The organism is Maribacter polysiphoniae (genome assembly GCF_003148665.1).
Taxonomy (GTDB): domain Bacteria; phylum Bacteroidota; class Bacteroidia; order Flavobacteriales; family Flavobacteriaceae; genus Maribacter_A; species Maribacter_A polysiphoniae.
In genome coordinates, this window is the sequence record NZ_QGGQ01000007.1 from 113764 (window position 1) to 135861 (window position 22098).

Genomic DNA, 22098 nt, shown 5'->3' on the forward strand with positions numbered 1-22098 from the left:
CTTTAAAAATCCAAAATCAAATGCAAAAGATCGTTTATTATATAGCAAGTTCACTTGATGGTTTTATCGCAGGAAAGAACGATGATATAAGCCGGTTTATACTTCAAGGAGAAGGAGTTGAAAAATATCAGGCGGATCTATCAAATTTCAAAACCGTAATAATGGGAAGAAGAACGTATGAATTCGGTTTTCAATATGGTCTTGTGCCAGGGCAACCTGCCTATATGAATATGGAGCATTATATTTTCTCCGATACATTGGAAATTGAAAATTTGGCGGACTCGGTGCATATAGAGAAGAAATCTATTGATCGGATCAAAAGAATAAAGGCAAATGCCAAAACGGATATTTACCTGTGCGGTGGTGGTACATTTGCAGGTTGGCTACTTGACAATGATCTTATCGATCAGCTTAAGATTAAATTAAACCCCATAATTCTAGGAGAGGGCATCAGGCTGTTCGGCCACTCAAAGTCCATATCAGCATGGAATTTGACTAAAATCGAATCCTTTGATAAGGGACTCCAAATATTGACTTATGATAGGTGAAAGCCCAGAATCCGCAAAGAACTACCTTTAAAATCTAGTCCCGTTCCAAAAAACCAAACACTCCTTCCTTTACTTTTCCCTTAATGGATCTTGCTCATAGTAGGTTATAAGATCAATGTAGTCAAGACGCTTTTTCCCCATAATCCATATTAAGGCGAATGCTACGGGATTATAAAGGGGATACTGGTCCTTCTCTTTGTCCTAATTCTTTAAAAACTAAATATCTAGGACTTCCGAACTTGACATAGCAATTAAGTTTGCTCCTATAATATTTACAAAAAAACAATTATGAAAACTTTTAAATTCACAAAACGATTACTTAGCCTATTATTAGTATCAAGTCTTTTTGTAGCCTGTTCCAAGGATGATGGTGAAGATGGGGCCATTGGACCCCAAGGGCCACAAGGTGAACAAGGTATTCCAGGGGAAGATGGTGCCGATGGTGCCGATGGTGAGCAAGGTGAACAGGGAGAACAAGGGGAAACGGGTACTGCAAATGTCATTTATTCCGATTGGATCGATTCTCCAGTATCTAGCAATAATATTGAATCGTCACAAGCAAATGGCGATATTGATGCCACCGGCTTAAGTCAAGAAATAATAGACCAAGGGACTGTCCTGATTTACGCAAGGGTTCTTGGAAGTGTATATGCCTTGCCATATATAGGCATTCAAGGTGTTTCTTACCACTACCGTTTAACAGTAGGGGCCGTTAATATAAGGTTAGCCACCATAGATGGATCTGATATCGGAGCACCTCTTTTTACACAATATCGTTATGTTTTGATTCCAGGTGGTGTTGAAGACAGTAACGGGATTGGTGGTATCACTGGAAAATCATCAACGGACTATTCAAAAATGGGCTACGGGGAAATCTTGGCACATTTTAATATGCCTGAATAGTCCATAAAATCAAAAGAGGTTGTCTAAAAAATGACAACAAGTCGTCATTATTACGAACAAAGTGAAGTAATCTATCACTAGACTACAAAGAACTTGAAGTTTGCCTCGTGCATCGCAAAGATGGCCGTTTAGGACTTTTTAGACGACCTCTTTTGATTTCCTTACTTCCATTGACTCGTATCAATTCTTTTACTATCAGGTATGAAAACAATAAAATACATCATTGGTCTGATTATATGTGGCTTACTGGTATTGGCATGCTCCAAAGACGGGGAAATGGGAATGCCTGGTGAAGACGGGGTAGACGGTCAAAATGGAGAACAGGGTCCCCAAGGTGAACAAGGCGAAACCGGTACCGCCAATGTGATTTATTCTGATTGGTTTTCTTCTCTATTTCCTGATGATATCGCTTCTACTAATTATTCTTTTAGTGTAATTGCTCCTGATTTAACTGATGAAATTGTTGAAAATGGTTTGGTTATCGGGTATGGTCGTTTCACCTCGCCCACATCAGCTGAAATTCGTGTAGTTGAACAATTACCCTTTAGTTTCTTTGAAAGAAATCAATTTTACAGTCTTAGCTTTTCAACTCCTCCGGCTACAAATTCTGAAAGAGCTTTTATTAATCTACGGTCTATGGACGGCAGCCCAATTGGAGAACCTTTTTTTGAAGAGTATAGATATGTCATTATCCCAGGTGGTATTCCAGCCAGTGGAAAACCTTCTATTAATTATAAGATAATGAGTTATAAAGAACTCTGTACCCATTTTGATATACCACAATAACACGATCAATGTTTCCTAATTGTCACTATTAAATCAAAACACCGCTATGAAGACACCAACTATCACAGTACTCCTTTTATGTACCTGTTTATTCGCCTGCTCTCCATTATTTGCCCAGCAACTGCCAAACACGATTAATGTAAGAGCAAGGGTAACCTATATAGATCCCGACCCTACATACAATGCAATCATTTCTTTAAGCAATACCTCAAACTATGATTATGACTCCGTGAGTCTTGCCGAATTAAAGGAACGTTTTAAAAAAAGTGTAACGGAAAGCGGTCTTTTATGGGACAGTATAAAAGAACATCCGGGCACCTTTGGCTTTGAAACCATGAGGTATAACAAAGAAGGTATCCTTTATCTATACGAGACAAAATCAGTGGAAGGGATGAAACGGTTCTTGAACATTAAATTACCCATTCTCCAAAATCTGGAGATGAGTTCAACGGTAGAAATTGATAGTCAAGAAGCAGAAAAAATCACCCAAATGGCATTGGACAAAGCTTTTAAGCAGGCTACGTTACTTGCCAACAAAGCTAAAAAAAAATTGGGGGACATTGTCGCATTGAAAGAGCATGGTGGACTTTTTGACAAGCCCTATCAGGTTAGCCTGTACTACAATAGGCCACCAGGCGAATTTTTCTATGAAATTGAAGTGACCTATGAAATCCACTAAAGGGAAGTCCTATGAAAAAGAAAGCAAAGCATATCCTAATAACGGTACTGGCCGCCATATTCCTCGTCGCATGTTCCAAGGATGAAGATAGTCCGGCCCCTGAGGTGCCGGTCAAAACCCTTACACCCATGCCCAAGATTGTTTCTTTGGTCTACAGTACGGGACGTACCATTAGATACACCATGGATTATAATGATTCCCTTCAATTAACAACAATCGATATGTCATATAAGACGGACGATGGGGAAAATACATTAAAAACGGAAATACGCTATAATGAAACAGGCTCAATCACAACAATAAATGTGGTGGATGTAAAAAACAGTTTAAACTATGTTACCACTTTTGACTACGATCCAAATAATGATATTTCCGATATAACACTCATGATAAATGGAGATGTACAACCTACCATGTACGAATTTGACCCCGACAACCATATTTATAAGCTTGATGGGGATTTAGGAAACTTTCCAATGGGTTGGGGGTTTGACCAAGACAACCAACTAACGGAAATGGTTATCAATGACAATTATTTTAAGTTGACCGCTTCAGGAAACGAAAAAGGCGTTTTCCATAATCTAGACCCACAACCGGCATTGACGATATGGTATGGATTGCTTTTCTATCTGTCTCCCTATGAGCTTTATTTTTTCCACCAAAAAGACCTGGACCGTTTTGAGGCCATCGACTTCTATTACGATTATGGGGAGAAGGTACGTGATGGCGACGGAAACCTGATCGCATTCAAAATGATTCCCGACGACCCTCTTGCCGGTACCATTAGCTACACCATTAGCTACAAGGAATATTGAGCAAGTACCCCTTTTAGAGGGTGAATGGCCAATTACAAACGTTATTACATAATTCAAATGAAAACGATAAAAACCCACCACATACTAAAGGCTTATTTTGTTTTTTTTATCCTCATAGCTTCGCTACAATCTTGTAACAAGGATGATGCCCCTGTTGTTGAAGCGCCCGTACTTAGTATCACACCAAATCTCTCTGCCAGTTATTTCCAACAAGGCGAAAGCCCTTTGCCAGAAGTACAATGGAATGGTGATCGAGGCAAGTTTGGATTGGAAAATACGATCCAAGGACTTTCAATTGATTCAGAAACCGGAGAATTATCGTGGGACCCTTCATTGCCCATTGGTGTACATACCGTTATACTATTTGCATATAACGAGGCTGGTAAAGATTTGGCATCGCTGACCATCAACAACCCATTTCAAGGAACCTTTAAGGGGACCTATCTACCAAGTACTTCTTTTAGCAATATACTTAATAGAACTATGGAAATAAATTTTATTATTGATGGCACCTTAAGTGGCTATACACAAACGGAATTGGACGATGGCACCATATTGGAACCTAATTATTTTAGTGGCAATTATGTGCTTTTGGATACTAAAATGGAGGGCACGTTCGAATACGAGGATGGTGAATCTACCTACCCCTTTGACGCGGACCTAGACCAACAAGGAAAACTCACAGGACAATATTCTGCCGAATTCCTAACTGTTACATTTGAACTTAATGTTCTCATACAACAATAGTTTATTCCTCAGCATCGACCATTTTTCACTATGAAAAATTTTTGACACCTTCCATACCGGAAATCAAGCTCTAAACAACCCCCACCAAGCAAGTCCAGATTCTTTGAAACCCAAACTTTCGGGACACTAAAACGATTCCCCATTTCTATTTTTATAACACCCCGAACAAATACCTGCGGGTAAAAAATATCGACTATGAAAAAGACACTTTTTTTATCCGCTTTAACCCTTATTGGCATTTTCGTTATTGGGTGTAACAATGATGACGACAATAGAACTACAGAACCAAAAAATGACAAGCCCGGGAATTTCACGGTGCAAGTCACTCAAATTACCGCTAATAGCGCAGTACTGACCTGGAATGTAGCCGTAGACCCCGACAAAGACGAAGTAACCTATACCGTATTTCTGGGAGACAACGAAGTGCAGGCAAATCTGGAGACCACCGAATTTCTTTTAGAAAACCTTACCGGCCAAACCGATTACAACGGTACGGTAACAGCTTCCGACGGTAATGGGAATACCACTGAGAATACATTTGATTTTACCACGGAAGAGGATGAGGAAGAGCCTATCGATGGCGTCTCCATAGCCTGGGAAAAATCCTTCGGGGGTTCTAAAATTGACATGGCCAATTCCTTGCAACTAACGGTCGATGGCGGGTATATCATAGCGGGTACTTCCGAATCGGATGATGGTGACGTAGGAGGCAACAACGATGCGGAAAACTATTTGGGAGGGGATTTTTGGATCACCAAACTGAGTAATTCAGGGGATTTGATGTGGGAAACCAACTTAGGGGGGTCTAGTGATGAGGCAGGGAATGACATACAACAAACCGCAGATGGTGGATATATCGTAGTAGGAATGACCGATTCCAATGATCAGGATATTAGTGGAGACACCTCCGCTGCCGATGTTTGGATCGTTAAACTGGATGGATCTGGAAATTTGATTTGGGAAACGAATTACGGTGGAAGTTCCAATGAGGAAGCCACCTCTGTAGCCCAAACCTTGGATGGCGGATATATTGTCGCTGGTTTTTCAGCCTCCTCGGATGGCGATGTAGGCGGTAATAACGGAGGATTGGACTATTGGATACTAAAGCTTGATAACGACGGACTATTGGTGTGGGAAAGCCATCTTGGCGGAGCTGCCTTCGATATTGCAAAATCAGTTGGTCAAACTACCGATGGAGGATATATTGTGGCAGGATATTCCGAATCCATCGATGGAGATGTTGGCGGTAATTATGGGGAGAAAGATTATTGGGTCGTAAAGTTGGATGCCCTAGGCAATTTGGTTTGGGAAAAACATCTAGGAGGTTCACTTGAGGATTACGCTTATGACATTCATCAAACCACGGATCAGGGGTATATCGTAGCGGGGTATTCCGAATCGTCGGATTTTGACGTAAGTGCCAATCACGGAAACAAGGATTACTGGATCGTAAAATTAGATACTTCGGGAGAAATAACATGGGAAGCCAATCTTGGGAGCTCCTCTGTTGATGAAGCCCGTTCTATTCAACAAACGGCCGATCAAGGATACATTATTGCCGGTAGCGCCGGAACAACCGACTTTGATGTGAGCGGCCCCACGAATGGAGGGTTTCTCGATTATTGGATCGTAAAGCTAAATTCGTCCGGTGCATTGTCGTGGGAAATGAGTTTTGGAAGTCCAGAAAACGATTACGCAAATGCCGTTCAACAAACTACCGACGGTTATATAGTAGCAGGTTATGTTTCGGGTCTCGGAGGGGATGTCAGTGGCACAGGCAAAGGCCAGTGGGATTATTGGGTAGTAAAACTAGAGTGATTATGGCCCATCAGGATTGACTACCGTAAGTAAGACCAGACACAAATAAACCAAACGCCTAACAAAGAACAATCCGAACACTTTGGTTCACATATGTAGTGGCGATATTATTCAAATTTCATCGCTTCAACGTTGAGGTTATAATCTTTTCCCTTTAATGTTTCGAACTCATGGATCATTTCAGCAAGTTTCTTTGGATTGGAGGTGGCCAAATTATTTTGTTGCGCCACATCATCTTTTAAATTATACAGGTAGAACTCAGGAAAGCTCCCTACTTCAATACCTACTTCCTCCTCATAATTAACGCCTTTATACGGGGGGATCATTAACCAATCCCCACTTCGCAATGCGGTTCTTGATGTCGCTTCAATGATAAGGTTGTCCCTTCCTGTTTTGCTTTTCCCTAAAAATACATCCATTAAGTCTTGACTGTCAGTGGTATTGTCCTTGGTACCGACCAAGTCCGCCAAAGAGGCCAACAGATCCATTTGACATACGATCGCATTGGATTCTGCCGGTTGTATCTTTCCTTTCCAATACGTGATGAGGGGTATTCTTGTGCCAGCTTCAAACAAGCTGTATTTTCCTCCCCTTAGGCCTCCATTGGGATCATGGTTTCCTAGTTTCTCTACGGCATCATCATAATAACCATCATTGAGTACCGGCCCATTATCACTGGAGAAGATTACCAGTGTATTATCCAGGATCCCTTCTTCCTCCAGTGTTTTCATGAATTCACCTATACACCAATCCGCTTCCAAAATAACATCCCCTCTGGGGCCCATTCCCGATTTTCCGACAAATCTTGGGTTTGGGGTTCGAGGTACATGTGGCTGATTCATGGCATAGTACAGAAAGAAAGGCTTGTCTTTGTGCTCTTTGACATATGTTTGGGCTTTATCCAGGAAGGTATCGGCAATATCGATATCACTCCATTTGGCCGAATCACCACCTTTCATAAAACCAATTCGTGGAATCCCGTTGACAATACTATTGTTATGTCCATGATGCCATTTCATTTTTACCATCTCGGGATTTGTAATTGCCGTGGGTTCACCTTTGAAATTATTCTTATAATCGACCGAAATGGGATCTTTGGGATCCAAACCGACAACATTCCCATTTTCAATATAGACGGTAGGAACCCTATCTTGGGTAGCCGCCAAAATATAGGATTCTTCAAATCCAACTTCATTGGGCCCCGGTGAGACCCTTTCGTTCCAGTTTATAATTCCTGAACCAAGGCCAAGATGCCATTTTCCGACAATGGCGGTTTGATAGCCTTGTTTTTTAAGCATTTTCGGCAAGGTTTGTTGTTCTGTGCTTATTAATAAGGGTGCTGTGCCAGGTAATATCTTGGCATCCTTATTTCGCCATGGATACATACCCGTAAGTAAGGCATATCTACTTGGCGTACATGTTGCTGAAGAGGCATAACCATTGGTGAATTTAATCCCTTCTGTAGCCAAGGCATCAATATTTGGCGTTTGTAACCCAGTTCCTCCATAGGAACTGATATCCCCATAACCTAAATCATCCAAATAAATGACTACGATGTTCGGGTTTTTTGATGGGGCATCAACTTCATTTGTTTTTTCAGTCGGCTTATCCTTGCAACTTAAACCAAGAAGTAAAATAGATGCTAGTAACAATAAGGAATGTTTTGAATTTTTCATATGTTGGATTTGATATGATAAATTATAATGTATAATACAATGTAGAACTTCTGGTTTAACGCTAATCGGATGAATATTTTCCCATCTCAAGAAAGAATGGGGATATATTATTTTAGAAGAAAACCCTCGTTTGATTACTAATGCTATCTGAGATCCAGAATACTTTATTGTTTTAAAAGCAACAAATGTATTTAAAGTTAAAGATCTATTCGTCTTTATTTCTCAAAACTTCCAATTGTTCGGTGTGATTCTGGGAGGCCTTCTGTAAAATTGTTTTTGTAGTAGGGAAGAACAAATAAACAATAACCAATGTTAATTCAACAATAGAAATAAAAGTAGACTATCGTCTTTAAAGGCTTCCCGTATTTTGGTAAATGCAATCCTCATCTGGGATTCAACGGTTTTAATCGATATTTTCAATTCCAAAGCAATCTCTTTGTACTTTATGCCCTGTATCTTATTCATGTGAATGATCTTTCTGCATTCGGGGGGTAGATTTTCAATTACGTACTTTATTTTCTGAATGCGTTTTTCTTGAGCTTCCGAATCTTCCTCAATTCTATCCCGTAAAGCACGTTCCCAAATTTCGGTCATTATTGTATCCTTCTTTTTTGAAGCATTGATAGTGTCGATAAATATATTGTGGGCAATGGCAAAGAGGTAACCTTTGGGTGATTGTGTGTCATCCAATTTTTCTCGATTGATCCAGAGATTTATAAAAGTTTGCTGAACGATATCCTCCGATTGGGTTCTATTATGGCTATATGTTGTTATATACGCTACAAGGCGGTTGTAGTACGCATGGAAAAGATATTTATAGGCAAGTCTATCCCCTTTTTTCAAAGCCTTGACTGCATTTATTTCATCCATTTAGTGGGCTTCGTTAATAGCGATTATAGTGTAATGATGGTAATGATAAAAAATATTTCAATTTTTTTTAAGGGTTTTTTAATGTTTTGTAGTATAGCTTATGTATGTGTTATAAAGAGGTCTCTAAATTATAACATATATCGAAAAATTTAATCAAATTAATGAAAAAATATATTAGTAAGCTACTAATGGATACCATTTCCCAAGATGAGCTTGTCATCTTGAAGAAATGGTTGGAGAATCCCAAAAATCAATCGATTCTTGAGTCATATGTGAAAAATTATCACGATTTGAATATGGCGATGCTAAAGGACAATGTGGATGAAGCCTATGAGAAAGTGATTGGACAAATTGAGCAGAGGGAAAGGCCGGTAAAAAAATTGATTCCAAATTGGATCAGGTATTCAGCCGCGGTAGTTATCGGTATAGGACTTATGGTTCAATATTATTATTATTCTGAAAAATCCGATACGACTTTAGTACCCAAAGAGGATGAGATAACATTGGAGTTGGATAATGGGACGATACAGACAATACATACCGGACAGTCAAAAGTAGTTAAGAATGCCGAAGGGAATGTTGTAGGTAAACAAGAACAGGACCAGATCGATTATTCCGAAGCAAATAATATCAAGGAATTGGTTTATAATACCTTGAGCCTGCCCAAAGGAAAAACGTTTCGGATAATGTTGTCAGATGGTACTGCGGTAAATATGAACGCTGGTAGTTCTTTACGGTACCCCGTAAATTTCCGATCAAATGAATCGCGACGGGTTTTTCTTACCGGTGAGGCTTATTTTGATGTGGCCAAGGATAAGGAAAGGCCTTTCATTGTGAGTTCAGGTAATCTGGAAGTTGAGGTATTGGGTACTGAATTCAACGTTTCTTCCTATAGTGAGGATGCCCATATTGAGGTAGTACTTGTCGAGGGTGCGGTAAACCTTAATACAAAGGGGGAATTAGAGGAAAATCCCATTGAGCTTTCACCTGGGCAACGGGGTTCTTATTCCCGTGATTCCAAAAACATACATATAGATACTGTAAATACGAATATGTACACTTCGTGGATGCAAGGTCATTTAGTGTTCCGTGAATTGACTTTTGACCAAATCCTGACAAAATTGGAACGTCATTATAACATTGAGATTTTGAATACCAATACGGAATTGGGTAAAGTAGTATTCAATGCAAGTTTCAATGAAGTAAAAATTGAGGAGGTGTTAAGCTTTTTCAATGATACCCATGAAATTGAATATGAAATAAAAAATAATACAGTAATTATCAAATAAAGGAAGTAGAACCCTAAAAAACAGAAAACAAATATGAAATAGTGAAATGAATACAACTGTCGACACTTTGTTTTTAATAAAAAAAACCGGAAAATGTTCGAGCATTTCCCGGTCGTAAAAAGTGATCGCATTTTTTGCAAACCACAATAAAACAATCAAAAATATGAAAAAACCACAGAACCTATGGAGGTTGAACAAGCCTTTGTTGAAATTTGACTTAAAAATGAAACTAACTACCTTGTTATTGATTACGGCCTTGTTTGGGTTACATGCCAATAACGGTTATGCTCAAAAGACCAAGGTCACATTGAGCGTTGAGAATTCGAGTGTTCGAAATATTATTGATAATATTGAATCCACTACCGACTTTCGATTTATTTATAAAATCAAGCAAGTTGATTTAAGTCGTAGGGTATCACTGGATTTGCATGAGGTAAATATTGAAAAAGTACTCAAAAGTTTGTTCAGCACTACGAATACGGTATATAAAATCAGGGGTACCCAAATCATTTTAAAACAAGGGGTAAGGACACTCAAGAAGGAGACTGAAAAAGAAGAAGGGGAGGTTCTTAACACACCAGAGCAAGACAACATTGTAACTGGTAATATTGTTGATGAGGAAGGCACCCCTTTACCTGGTGCAAGTATTTTGGAAAAAGGAACCACCAATGGGACACAGTCCGATTTTGATGGTAATTATTCAATTTCCCTAAGTAATCTGAACACAACATTGGTTGTTTCTTATATTGGTTTTGCAACCCAACAGGTGGCGATCAATGGTCGTACCATGATCAATATCAAAATGGAAGTGGATGCTGCCGGTTTGGATGAAGTTGTCGTTGTAGGTTACGGAAGTGTGAAAAAGAGTGATTTGACAGGTTCTGTTTCTTCCGTTAATTCAGAGGATTTAGTTGCTTTTCCTGTTGTTGATGCCACCCAGGCCTTACAGGGTAGGGCAGCCGGGGTTACGGTGCAGTCTACCAATGGTGCACCTGGATCAGAGTACAGTATCCAAATCCGTGGTAATACTTCTATTAATGCCGGAAATGATCCTTTAATTGTTGTTGATGGATTTATTGGAGGAACAATGCCTCCTTCTGAGGATATTAAGTCCATGGAGATTCTTAAGGATGCTTCTTCCACAGCGATTTATGGAGCTAGAGGGGCTAATGGGGTTGTACTCATAACCACAAAGAGGGGTACTGAAGGAAAACCACAATTTAGTTTTTCATCATCATATTCTTCCCAGAAGGAGATAAATACGCTTGACCTACTTGATGCGGATCAATTTACAGGCTATATTCAAGAGCTTTATCCTGATTTTGTTCCGGAATTGACGGGAGCAGGAACAGACTGGCAAGATAAAATATTTAGACCTGGTGGGACACAGAATTACCAGCTTTCAGTTGCTGGTGGGACAGATAAATTGAATTATTATCTATCTGGGGCAATCTATGATCAGAAAGGTGTTATCAAGGATTCGGATTATAAAAGATATTCCCTTACTTCCAATTTGGATTTAAAGGTGTCAGAGTCTGTGAATATTGGAACAAGTTTATTTGCCCGTAGAACCAATCGTAATGGGGTAAGAACCCAAGAAGGCGGAGATGCTTCCCAAACTGGGGTTGTATCAGGAGCTTATAAATTTTCACCTACCCAAGGGGTTAAAGATGAAAATGGCGATAATTCATTAAGTGTTGTTGGTTATCCTATCGATAACCCTTATGCTATGGCAACCGAATACCAAAATGAAGTTGAACAAGATTTATTTCAAGGCAATGTTTATGCGGAAATCGCTCTTGCCGAAGGTTTGAAGTTTAAGTCTACATTAGGTGTTAAGGTAAGTGGTTCCAGAACGGGTCAGTACTACCCAACAACCTTAGAGCGTGGTAGTAGTACAGGGGGAGAGGCTACGCTTACTAAAGTTAAGTATACGAGTTTGATCAATGAGAATTACTTGAATTATTCCAAAATATTTGGTGATATTCATGATGTATCATTGATGGCCGGGTATTCTTACCAAAAAGATAGGACAGAGTATTCAACAACGATTGCTTCCGGCTTTATTTCCGATTCTTTTTCATATTGGAACTTAGGAGCGGGTACAAACACACCTTCTGTTGATTCGGAATTGACAAAATCAGCTTTTGAAGCTTTCTTCGGAAGGGTTAATTATACCTTGAACGACAAGTATTTATTTACGTTTACAGGGCGTTATGAAGGCGCTTCGGTATTTGCGGCAAACAACAAGTACGGATTTTTCCCTTCTGCCGCTTTTGGTTGGAAAATTTCTGATGAGGAGTTTCTGTCCGATTCAAGTACCATCAGTCTACTTAAACTACGTACCAGTTATGGTGAAGTAGGTAATCAGGCGATAAGCCCTTATCAATCATTGGCTTCGTTTACTGATGTTTTTACGACAGTTCAAGGTAGTACGGTTACCGCTTTAAGGCCTTCAACCATTTCCAATAACGATTTATCATGGGAAACGACTACACAGACAAATATCGGTGTGGATTTTGGAATCCTAGGGAACAGATTTGGATTTACGGCTGATTACTATATCATGAGAACTGAGGATCTTTTATTCGATGTTCCTACGCCGACTTTTACAGGGTTTGAGACACAGTTGCAAAATATTGGAACTGTAGAGAATAGAGGGTTTGAATTAGCGTTGAACGCAACTATTATCCAAAATGATGATTTTAAATGGAAATCATTTGCAAATATTTCATTTAATAAAAATGAGATTATCAAACTTGTTGAAAACGATACCGAAGGAAATGATATTTATTATTCTTCAGCACCATTGGCTGGGGCTGGTAATACACAAATATTGAGAGAAGGGTTGTCTGTAGGTCAATTCTGGGGCTTTGTTTATGACGGAGTTGTACAGTCTGCCGATGAGGTACTTGTAGGTGGTGAAGACGTTGGTGGTGAAAAATTCAAGGACTTGAATGGTGATGGTGAACTAACGGATGACGATCGTAGTGTTATGGGGAACCCCCATCCTGATTTTACTTGGGGTTGGAACAATGATTTTAGCTACAAGAACCTAAGTCTTAATATTTTCATTCAAGGATCTCAAGGTGGTGAAATGTTGAATTACTCCCTTATGGAGTTGGGAGCCTTAAACGGAAGAACCAATGTAACTACCGAAGCCCTTGATCGATGGACCCCTACAAATACCGATACCGATATTCCTGAAGCAAGGATCAGTAGAAGTTTCGTGACTTCCGATCGTTGGGTAGATGATGCCAGTTATATTAGGTTGAAGAATATTTCTTTGGGTTATAATTTCCCTGAAACTTTATTGTCTAAAATCAAATTATCATCAGCCCGAATTTATATCAGTGGTCAAAACTTATTGACATTGACGGATTATAAAGGTGTAGATCCTGAGGTAGCATATGGTAGTTCCAGTAGTAACCTTGGACTTGACTATGGTAGTTATCCAAATGTGAAATCTTATACTTTAGGACTTAACATCGGATTTTAGTAATCAACAATAAATAAAAATATAATTATGAAGAATATAATAAAATTTTCTGCACTAGCTATTTTGACTTTTGTTGTTGGCTGCGCAGACTTAGATGAAGAACCGGTAGGGACATTAAGTCCAGAAGGCTTCTTTAATACTATAGATGATGTAAACGCCATGACAGATGGCACATACGGTTTAATGGCATCGTCGAATTTTTATGGAAGTGGGCTTACCACACCTTTACTACTGTCAAGTGATATGGTTGCTAATGGATTGGAATTTAGTGACTATACCGAGTTTAGCCCTTTTTTGGTTACCCCTACAAATTCTTTTGTAAGTGGTTTTTGGGCTACAGCATATCAAGCTATAGCTACCGCGAATACGGCTATACAAGGTGTAGGTCTTTTAGGTGATGACATTGATGAGGAAGATAAAAACATAGCAGAAGCTGAAGCAAGATTTGTTAGAGGTTTCTTGTATTACCATTTAATTAGACTGTATGGTAATATTCCTTATATCGATAGTCCTGATATCGTTGATGCCTTAAGTATTGAATTATCATCAACGGATGAAGTTTATGTGAAAATCATTGAAGATATGACATTCGCCTTTGAGAATCTAGAGATGGATTCACGTGGTAGTGTTAGATCTAGGCCTTCAAAGGGAACAGCGGCTTCTTATTTAGCCTCTATTTATATGACTAGGGAAGATTGGCAAAATTCCTATGATATGGCTAAATGGGTGATAGATCATTCAGGTGAATTAAACTATGCATTGGTAGATGATTTTCAGGATGTGTTTAGGGAAAGTGAACAATGGTCTTCCCCTGAGTATATTTTCACAATTGATTTTACCGGTAATCAAACCGGGGAAAACCCAAATCCAGCCACTTATGAAAATGATAATAAGATTGGTCCGTTTACTGGTGTTGAAGGTGGTGTAAAACCAATCAGGGGTTGGAGTATGCTTGTGCCCCATATTAACGTGTACAATGAATGGGATTCCAATGATTATCGACTAAAAGTAAGTATGGCGGATTCGTTGATATTGGCTGATGATACCGATATCGTTAGGCCTTTTACTGATTTTGAGGTGGCCAGACCCCATATTGCAAAACACAATAGATTTGTTGGTGAAGGAAGGACCACTGCAGGATGGAGATCTGATTTTGACCACGCAGCTTTTAGGTATGCCGAGGTATTGCTTATAGCTGCGGAAGCTGGCAATGAATTAGGTCTTACCCCAGAAGCTATAGGTTATGTCGATCAAATAAGAGGTCGCGCTAGAAAAGGTGGAACCATTGATTTTTATGGAAGTGGATATGATAGCTATGCTCCCTCTGATTATCCTGAGGATGTTGCATCGGGAACCAGTAAAGATGATCTAAGAGACATTATATTGGAAGAAAGACGTATAGAATTGGCATTCGAATTTAAAAGATGGTATGATATTGTCCGTAGGGATTTAGGAAGTGAAGTATTTGGTCCCAGTGGATTGGAACCACAACCAAATTTCAGTGAGTTTAGATACTTGTGGCCATTACCACAAGCGGAAGTGGACAAGAATCAGAATTTTGTACAGAATCCAGGATATTAAGAATTAGTTGTTTGAGTTAGTTGTTCAAAGGCATTCTTTTTCCTAAGAGGAATGCCTTTATTTTAACAGATCAAGAAGTACTTATACTTTTTGGTTATGGGTAAATAATGGACAAATATTTTGACTATTTTATTTGTGGATTTATCCCTTATAAAATATTTCATAACAACTACATTCTAAACCAATAGTTGGGTTTTTACACTTACAGAAGAACAAAGAGGGAATTTTCCAGGAAACCAACGTAGTTGTATTTCCTCAGGTATCACTTTTTGATGGATTAGGGAAGTCTACGGTTTATGACAATGTAAATATCTGTTAATGAGCGATTTAAATAGTAAACCAAAAAAGATTTCATCAACCGGTGGGTTGGCATATATCCGATTTTTCAGCTAGGGTTTATTCCTAGGAATATGGATTATGGGTCTTTTATGCGATGTCGATTATTTTTTTCAATTCATTATATCGAAATATCAAGAATCACTTTTACCCTGTAAATACAGGGGGTAACCTGTCATTAATGAAATACGGGGGTGCTCCTGGATTTTCTTATAAATTAATTAAATGAATCTTAAAATAAAGAATTTCTTCAAGGCTTTAGGCCCTGGTTTTATTATAGCGGCAGTGGTTTTAGGACCTGGCAGCATTACAGTTTCCTCCAAGATAGGTGCGACACATGGTTATTCTTTGTTATGGGTAATACTTATAGGTGCTATCTCTATGAGTGTCTATACGACAATGAGTGTTCGTTATGGTGTTTTGCACGAGAAATCATTATTAAAGATGATTTCCGAAAAATATGGAAAGTGGTTCTCCATCGCTATAGGTGTATGTTCATTTATGGCAGCCCTAAGTTTTCAATTTGGCAACAACCTTGGCGTCGGTATGGGCATGAAAACATTAACAGGGATTGACGAAACTATTTGGCCATTAATATTTACACCCTTGGCGATTGTATTGGTTTTTTTTACAAAGAACCTCTACAAGGCACTAGAACGATTAATGATGATCATGGTCGTCGTTTTGATTCTTGCATTTATAATAAACCTTGTTTTTATAAGACCAGATCTAGAAGCTGCTGCGTTGGGTTTTATACCAAAGGCGGTTTCAGGAAAGGATTTTAATGAAATAGCGGCCCTAGTGGGTACGACCTTTGTGTTACACAATGCATTTTTCCAATCCTATCTTGTACAGGGCAAAGGATGGAAGTTGGCCGATATGTCGAGAAGTATAAGGGATACCAAAATTGGGATATTCTTACTTGCCTTAATTTCTACATTGGTAGTAATTACGGCCGCCGCGACCCTTAAACCAAAAGGAATATCGGTAAACTCCGCAGCTGATATGGCAATTCAATTGGAAAGGTTGCTGGGAAGTTTTGCCAAATACATCTTTGGGTTTGGGTTTATAGCAGCTGCATTTTCATCCCTACTCGTCAATTCGGTTACTGGCGGTGGTTTGTTGGCCGATAGTATGGGCATGGGCAGTTCAATGAACGAGAAAATGCCCAAGGTCTTTACGGCTGTGATATTGCTCGCCGGAATGGTGATTGCCGTATTTTTCAGGGGGAATGTAATATACGCCTTGATAATGGCCCAGGCATCGTCGATCTTGGGTGTGCCACTTATTGCCATTGGCTTGTTCCTGGTTCTCAATAACAAGTCCATAATGGGCAAGTATAAGAATAGTATCCTACAGAATATTATGGCCTTGGTCGGGTTTATCCTTATTAGCGTTTTGGTCTATTTTATGTATGGAAAACTAATTGGGTATTTAACGGTTTAGATGGTATTGCAACGTAAGCGTATAATTAATAATTAAGAACAATGAAAAAGACATATCCTGAAATATTTAATAATGAAGAGGAGCTGGAAGAGGCCATATCAAGACCAACTCCGGAAGTTGTGAAGCTGATGGAAGGACTCAAAGGAGATATAATCTTTTTAGGTGTTTCCGGGAAAATGGGTATTTCAATGGCCCATATGGCTAAAAGAGCCTGCGATTTGGCAGGGGTAAAGAAAAGGATAATCGGGGTTTCCAGATTTAGCCAAGAGATAAATAAGGACTATTTGGAATCACTGGGTATAGAAACGATAGCTGGCGACCTTGTCGATCAGGATTTTATAAAAAGCCTACCAGACGTTGAAAATGTAATTTACTTAGCGGGTACAAAATTTGGTACGCAAGGCAATGAATCCTACACATGGGTTATGAATTCCTTTATACCAGGCTTGGTTGTTGAGCAGTATAAAAAATCACGTATCGTAGCCCTTTCCACAGGTTGTGTTTATCCGTTGGTCGATATTGATTCAGGAGGTTCCGTAGAAACAGACCCAGCACTTCCTGTTGGTGAATATGCCCAATCATGTTTGGGTAGGGAGCGCTTATTTCAATATGGAAGTTTAGAAAACAAAACACCAATATCATTGATCAGACTTAATTATGCCGTTGAAATGCGGTATGGTGTTTTAGTGGATATAGCCCTAAAAGTTAAAAATAATGAGCCGGTTGATGTTACGATGGGTTATGCCAACGTCATTTGGCAAGGGGATGCCAATGCCTTCATATTACAATCACTATTGATGTGTGAAAGCCCTGCCAAAATATTGAATATTACAGGGTTGGAAACAATTTCAGTAAAAAATGTAGCTATCAAATTCGGAAAACTCATGGGTAAGGAAGTGGTGATAACAGGAAAAGAGGATAGAGAAGCCCTCCTTTCTAATGCCACGCAAATGGAGAAAGAAATGGGTGACCCAGAGGTTTCCGTTGATAGCATGATCAAGTGGGTAGCCGATTGGGTGGATTCAGAACATCGGGTTCATGGGAAACCAACCCATTTTGAAGTAAAAGATGGGAAGTATTGATTCCATAAAGAAGAAGCTTCGCATAACAAAAAATAGTAAGGGTTACTTCGAGTAAGTCCGAAATAGCGGTAATTAACTAGAGCTAATACAAATGAATAATAATATATTAACCACAAAAGAAAAGCAACTACTTCATGAGGGTACGGTGATCCCGGCTCATCCTTTGGCCTTAAATGAACACAGAAAGTTGGATGAGAAAAGGCAAAGGGCTTTATCTAGATATTATCTGGATGCTGGAGTGGGTGGTTTAGCCGTTGGGGTGCACACAACCCAATTCGAGATTAGAAAGCCCGATGTAAATCTTTTTAAGCCTGTATTGGAGCTGGCGAAGGAGGAAATGGATTCTTATACTTCAAAATCGGATAGGACCATTCTTCGAATTGCAGGTGTCATCGGTAATACGAACCAAGCCCTAAAAGAAGCACAAATGGCGGCCGACCTTGGATATCAGGCTGTTTTACTAAGTCTAGCCGCATTGCCGGAAGCCTCTAATAAAGAATTATTGGACCACTGTAGGGAGGTGTCCAAGGTAATGCCAATAATAGGCTTTTATATGCAGACCGCTGTAGGTGGTCGATATTTGGATTTTGATTTCTGGTTGGAGTTTGCCCAGATCGAGAATGTGGTAGCCATAAAAATGGCACCTTTTAACAGGTATCAAACCTTCGATGTAGTCCGGGCCGTTGTTGAATCTGGCCGTGCCGATCAAATAGCCCTTTATACGGGTAATGATGATAATATATTGGTTGATTTGATGACTGAATTCCAGATTCAGTCAAATGGTCAACTCATAAAAAAGAGAATCGTGGGAGGGTTATTAGGTCATTGGTCTGTATGGGCAAAGGCGGCAGTAACGCTCTTAGAGGATATTAAAAGTGGGACATATGCCAATGATTCAGCGAAACTTCTGACCATGGCCGCTAAGATTACCGATAGTAATGCTGCTTTCTTCGATGCCGCCAATAATTTTTCAGGTTGTATCGTGGGGCTTCATGAAGTTTTAAGAAGACAAGGTCTTTTAAAGGGGACATGGACCTTGAATGAAAAGGATTGTTTAACCCCAGGACAAAAGGCAGAAATCGATAGGGTTTATAAAGCATACCCTGAATTGAATGATGATCATTTTATAGCGGAAAATGTAGAGGGCTGGCTCAAATAGTGGATGAATATGAATAGTAAGCTGAAAAATATTGTTTTCAGACCGATGGTTGAGGCTGATATCTCCGGAGCAATGCAATTAGTGCTTGCGGAAAATTGGAATCAAACAGAGGAAGATTGGCGAATGCTTCTAGACCTTAATCCTGAATTATGTCTTGTGGCCACTTACAAAGACACTATTATAGGTACGGTAACCGCCATGAATTATAAGGATCAAGTGGCTTGGATAGGAATGATGTTGGTTTCCAAGGACTTTCGGGGCTTGGGGATCAGTAAGAATCTATTGCATACCATTATTGAAAAATTAGAAGGTTGTACATCCATAAAATTGGATGCTACAGCAGCGGGAATTCCGGTCTATCGCAAATTGGGTTTCCTAGAGGAATTGAAAATCGATCGAATGGTGGTACCTGCGTTCAATGGAAAGTTGGACAATACAAACAAAGATACTGTCAAGCCCTTATCGCAGGCGGATAAGGAAGAGTTGTCAAGGCTTGACCTGAAGATTTTTGGAGCTAATAGAATGGAATTGATCAATGCCCTTAAGAAAAGAAATAAGGCTTGGTATATTGTAAGGGATGAGCATATGGTAGGGTACGTTCTTGGACGCCCTGGACTTAATTTCTTTCAGATAGGTCCGCTTATGGCCGAAACGACTGATGATGCCATAAACCTTATTGAAATTGTTCTTAAAGAACAGGTAGGTAAGTCCGTGGTAATCGATGTTCTTAACGATCAGATACCATTCAAACAGCGATTAACCGCTCTTGGTTTTACCTGTCAACGGTCATTTGTAAGGATGTATTTAAAAGATAATTCATTCGCGGGATCGGTAAGTAAGCAATTTTTAATTGCAGGTCCGGAATTGGGGTAGTTTGTTTAAAATGAGAAATAGGATGAATTTAAATCATAAAATAATAAGGAGGTTTCCATGAATGAAATTAAAGGTGGACAAACTATCGATGAAGCGTCAATAGGTTTTTGTTTAGAGTAGATTATCAGGATAAGTCCAAATATTAATAATCAGCAACGTATATGCGATTTATCTAAAGAATCTTCTGTCAATTTGGGAATAAATTCGAATTATAATTGATGCTGTTCATGTAACATTATGAATAATTTAAAAAAAGACTATCTAAACGTGTACCATTTTGTGTTTTTAGGTACTTACGTATAAGGGTTTTCCCGGATGATGGTAGAAGTAGGTCATTTATGAAAATAAGTATGAATTTAAAACATAATATAATTAAAGTAGGACTAGGTACTTATGTCTTATTCCTGATGTTATTGAATGTTTCTTGTTCGGAACGCATAAAAATAGTAGGGGAGGATACATCCTATCAGGAGTATTTATTCAAAAAAACGTTGGAAACCTCGCAATTGGCAGTTTCTGTTGTCGCTTCAAATTTGGATTATCCATGGGACCTTTGTTGGGACAATTTTGAGGAAAATATTTTGTGGTTTACCGAAATAAAAGGAACGGTCAATCAATTGAATACGGATACGGGAAAGATAAAAACACTTTTACGATTGGAGGATGTCTTGGTGAAAAAATCCTATGGTCTACTGGGGTTTGCCATTCATCCGAATATGAAACTCCATCCTTATGTTTTTTTACACTACACCTATTCAAAGAACGATGGGATACGTTCTAAGTTGGTTAAATATAATTATGACAATGGGGGGTTGGTAAGCCCAAAAACAATATTGGAAGACATTCCAGGAACTACCTATCACAACGGGAGTAGGATCGTAATTTCTAAAGAAAACAAGATTTTCATAAGCCTTGGTGATGCGGGAAGGAAAGAATTGGCACAGAATAGTAGTGAAATGACAGGGAAGGTTTTAAGGCTGAATCTTGATGGGACCATTCCAAATGATAATCCAATTAAAGATAGTCCTGTTTGGTCTTGGGGACATAGAAACCCCCAAGGTTTGGTATTGGCCAATGGTATATTGTATAGTTCGGAGCATGGTGAAGCCAATGATGATGAAATGAATGTCATTGAAGCAGGCGGAAACTATGGATGGCCCGATGTAACAGGGTACTGCAACGAGCCTTATGAAAATTCATTTTGTAAAGATTCTATAATTGTTGAGCCTATAAAGGCATGGACGCCAACCATTGCCCCATCGGGTATAGCATATTATGGTTCAAAAACAATTCCTGAATGGACCAATAGTATTTTGGTAGGTTCACTAAAGGGAACAAGTCTAAGGGTTTTAAAACTTTCTGTTGACGGAACGAGTGTAGAAGGTGAGACTATTGCTTTTAATAGACAGTTTGGAAGGATACGGGATGTGATTTCAGCACCTAATGGTGATGTTTATCTGTGTACAAGTAATAAAGACTGGCATCCACGTGCCAATCCAGGATTTTATAGTGATACAAAATTACCAATGAGGAATGATGATAAGATTATTAGGATTCATCAGGCAGGGAAAGATTTGGGAAATAGGCTGGAAGAGATGAAGGAAAAGCAAACACCTCTCGATAAAGATACCATGGTCTATAAGAATGGAACTGTGCATAACGATGGTATGTTCATTTATGAGAATTATTGCGCTTCCTGCCATAAGGCAGATGGTTCTGGTGCAGAAGGTTTTTTTCCACCATTAACCAAAACGGAAGGTGTGGCCGATAAGGATAGATTGATAAGGTCGGTTATTAATGGAGTGTCGGGTCCTTTAGAGGTTAAAGGCATATCATATAATATGGACATGCCCAGCTTTAAATTCTTGACAGATAAAGAATTGGCCGATGTGCTTACGTATGTAAGGGCTTCTTTCGGGAATAATAGTTCAGGTGTTACTGAAGAAGAGGTAGCCAACTATAAGTCGATGCTTCAAAACTAATGATTGCCC

The 22098-nt window shown here is 39.2% G+C and carries 17 protein-coding genes; 15 read left to right on the forward strand and 2 right to left on the reverse strand.

The features are described from left to right. Positions 1-20 precede the first annotated feature (20 nt). The 7 genes from LX92_RS14800 to LX92_RS14835 all read left to right on the forward strand — a co-directional run bounded on the left by LX92_RS14800 (position 21) and on the right by LX92_RS14835 (position 6296). Positions 21-548, forward strand: a complete 528-nt coding sequence (locus LX92_RS14800; protein ID WP_109652428.1) for a dihydrofolate reductase family protein — start codon at positions 21-23, stop codon at positions 546-548. A 288-nt stretch (positions 549-836) separates the two neighbouring features. Then, positions 837-1451 (forward strand): collagen-like protein, encoded by a 615-nt coding sequence (locus LX92_RS14805; RefSeq protein ID WP_109652173.1) that lies wholly within the window; start codon positions 837-839, stop codon positions 1449-1451. 201 nt (positions 1452-1652) lie between these two features. Continuing rightward, positions 1653-2237, forward strand: coding sequence for a collagen-like protein (locus LX92_RS14810; RefSeq protein ID WP_109652176.1), 585 nt, complete (start codon positions 1653-1655; stop codon positions 2235-2237). Between the two features lie 46 nt (positions 2238-2283). Then, a complete protein-coding gene (locus tag LX92_RS14815; protein WP_109652179.1) occupies positions 2284-2916 on the forward strand; it encodes a hypothetical protein in 633 nt (210 codons plus the stop codon). Between the two features lie 11 nt (positions 2917-2927). After that, positions 2928-3731 carry a hypothetical protein gene (locus LX92_RS14820; protein WP_109652183.1) on the forward strand — a complete coding sequence of 268 codons (804 nt, stop codon included), beginning with the start codon at positions 2928-2930 and terminating at the stop codon, positions 3729-3731. 57 nt (positions 3732-3788) lie between these two features. Beyond that, entirely contained in the window at positions 3789-4478 is a 690-nt protein-coding gene (locus LX92_RS14825; protein WP_146197844.1) for a hypothetical protein, read from the forward strand. A 195-nt stretch (positions 4479-4673) separates the two neighbouring features. Continuing rightward, positions 4674-6296, forward strand: a complete 1623-nt coding sequence (locus LX92_RS14835; protein ID WP_109652192.1) for a fibronectin type III domain-containing protein — start codon at positions 4674-4676, stop codon at positions 6294-6296. A 107-nt stretch (positions 6297-6403) separates the two neighbouring features. On the opposite strand, the gene LX92_RS14840 is transcribed toward LX92_RS14835, so the two are convergent. Further along, a complete protein-coding gene (locus LX92_RS14840; protein WP_109652194.1) occupies positions 6404-7972 on the reverse strand; it encodes a sulfatase family protein in 1569 nt (522 codons plus the stop codon). Between the two features lie 312 nt (positions 7973-8284). After that, the gene (locus LX92_RS14845) at positions 8285-8842 is read right to left on the reverse strand and encodes an RNA polymerase sigma factor (protein WP_109652196.1); all 558 of its coding nucleotides are present in this window, start codon (positions 8840-8842) and stop codon (positions 8285-8287) included. Positions 8843-9003: 161 nt separating this feature from the next. On the opposite strand from LX92_RS14845, the gene LX92_RS14850 reads away from it, so the two are divergent. The 8 genes from LX92_RS14850 (at position 9004) to LX92_RS14885 (ending at position 22089) form a co-directional block, all read left to right on the forward strand. Further along, positions 9004-10131: a FecR family protein gene (locus tag LX92_RS14850; RefSeq protein WP_109652199.1), complete on the forward strand. Its 1128-nt coding sequence runs from the start codon at positions 9004-9006 to the stop codon at positions 10129-10131. Positions 10132-10294: 163 nt separating this feature from the next. Further along, on the forward strand, positions 10295-13630 hold the full coding sequence (locus LX92_RS14855; protein WP_211315881.1) for a TonB-dependent receptor: 3336 nt from the start codon (positions 10295-10297) through the stop codon (positions 13628-13630). A 27-nt stretch (positions 13631-13657) separates the two neighbouring features. Further along, positions 13658-15211, forward strand: a complete 1554-nt coding sequence (locus LX92_RS14860; RefSeq protein ID WP_109652202.1) for a RagB/SusD family nutrient uptake outer membrane protein — start codon at positions 13658-13660, stop codon at positions 15209-15211. Between the two features lie 561 nt (positions 15212-15772). Continuing rightward, a complete protein-coding gene (locus LX92_RS14865) occupies positions 15773-16993 on the forward strand; it encodes an Nramp family divalent metal transporter (RefSeq protein WP_109652205.1) in 1221 nt (406 codons plus the stop codon). 41 nt (positions 16994-17034) lie between these two features. Beyond that, entirely contained in the window at positions 17035-18075 is a 1041-nt protein-coding gene (locus tag LX92_RS14870; RefSeq protein WP_109652208.1) for an NAD-dependent epimerase/dehydratase family protein, read from the forward strand. 91 nt (positions 18076-18166) lie between these two features. Then, the gene (locus tag LX92_RS14875) at positions 18167-19234 is read left to right on the forward strand and encodes a dihydrodipicolinate synthase family protein (RefSeq protein WP_109652211.1); all 1068 of its coding nucleotides are present in this window, start codon (positions 18167-18169) and stop codon (positions 19232-19234) included. 9 nt (positions 19235-19243) lie between these two features. Continuing rightward, positions 19244-20107, forward strand: a complete 864-nt coding sequence (locus LX92_RS14880) for a GNAT family N-acetyltransferase (protein WP_170117858.1) — start codon at positions 19244-19246, stop codon at positions 20105-20107. 350 nt (positions 20108-20457) lie between these two features. Continuing rightward, positions 20458-22089 (forward strand): PQQ-dependent sugar dehydrogenase, encoded by a 1632-nt coding sequence (locus LX92_RS14885; protein ID WP_170117859.1) that lies wholly within the window; start codon positions 20458-20460, stop codon positions 22087-22089. The last annotated feature ends 9 nt before the right edge of the window (positions 22090-22098 follow it).

Bases quoted from the DNA above. Each gene is read 5' to 3' on its own strand.
- LX92_RS14815 (WP_109652179.1), top strand. From the start codon at position 2,284: ATGAAGACACCAACTATCACAGTACTCCTTTTATGTACCTGTTTATTC.
- LX92_RS14805 (WP_109652173.1), top strand. From the start codon at position 837: ATGAAAACTTTTAAATTCACAAAACGATTACTTAGCCTATTATTAGTA.
- LX92_RS14850 (WP_109652199.1), top strand. From the start codon at position 9,004: ATGAAAAAATATATTAGTAAGCTACTAATGGATACCATTTCCCAAGAT.
- LX92_RS14845 (WP_109652196.1), bottom strand. From the start codon at position 8,842: ATGGATGAAATAAATGCAGTCAAGGCTTTGAAAAAAGGGGATAGACTT.
- LX92_RS14875 (WP_109652211.1), top strand. From the start codon at position 18,167: ATGAATAATAATATATTAACCACAAAAGAAAAGCAACTACTTCATGAG.
- LX92_RS14835 (WP_109652192.1), top strand. From the start codon at position 4,674: ATGAAAAAGACACTTTTTTTATCCGCTTTAACCCTTATTGGCATTTTC.
- LX92_RS14880 (WP_170117858.1), top strand. From the start codon at position 19,244: ATGAATAGTAAGCTGAAAAATATTGTTTTCAGACCGATGGTTGAGGCT.
- LX92_RS14840 (WP_109652194.1), bottom strand. From the start codon at position 7,972: ATGAAAAATTCAAAACATTCCTTATTGTTACTAGCATCTATTTTACTT.
- LX92_RS14825 (WP_146197844.1), top strand. From the start codon at position 3,789: ATGAAAACGATAAAAACCCACCACATACTAAAGGCTTATTTTGTTTTT.
- LX92_RS14865 (WP_109652205.1), top strand. From the start codon at position 15,773: ATGAATCTTAAAATAAAGAATTTCTTCAAGGCTTTAGGCCCTGGTTTT.
- LX92_RS14810 (WP_109652176.1), top strand. From the start codon at position 1,653: ATGAAAACAATAAAATACATCATTGGTCTGATTATATGTGGCTTACTG.
- LX92_RS14885 (WP_170117859.1), top strand. From the start codon at position 20,458: ATGAATTTAAAACATAATATAATTAAAGTAGGACTAGGTACTTATGTC.
- LX92_RS14855 (WP_211315881.1), top strand. From the start codon at position 10,295: ATGAAAAAACCACAGAACCTATGGAGGTTGAACAAGCCTTTGTTGAAA.
- LX92_RS14820 (WP_109652183.1), top strand. From the start codon at position 2,928: ATGAAAAAGAAAGCAAAGCATATCCTAATAACGGTACTGGCCGCCATA.
- LX92_RS14860 (WP_109652202.1), top strand. From the start codon at position 13,658: ATGAAGAATATAATAAAATTTTCTGCACTAGCTATTTTGACTTTTGTT.
- LX92_RS14800 (WP_109652428.1), top strand. From the start codon at position 21: ATGCAAAAGATCGTTTATTATATAGCAAGTTCACTTGATGGTTTTATC.
- LX92_RS14870 (WP_109652208.1), top strand. From the start codon at position 17,035: ATGAAAAAGACATATCCTGAAATATTTAATAATGAAGAGGAGCTGGAA.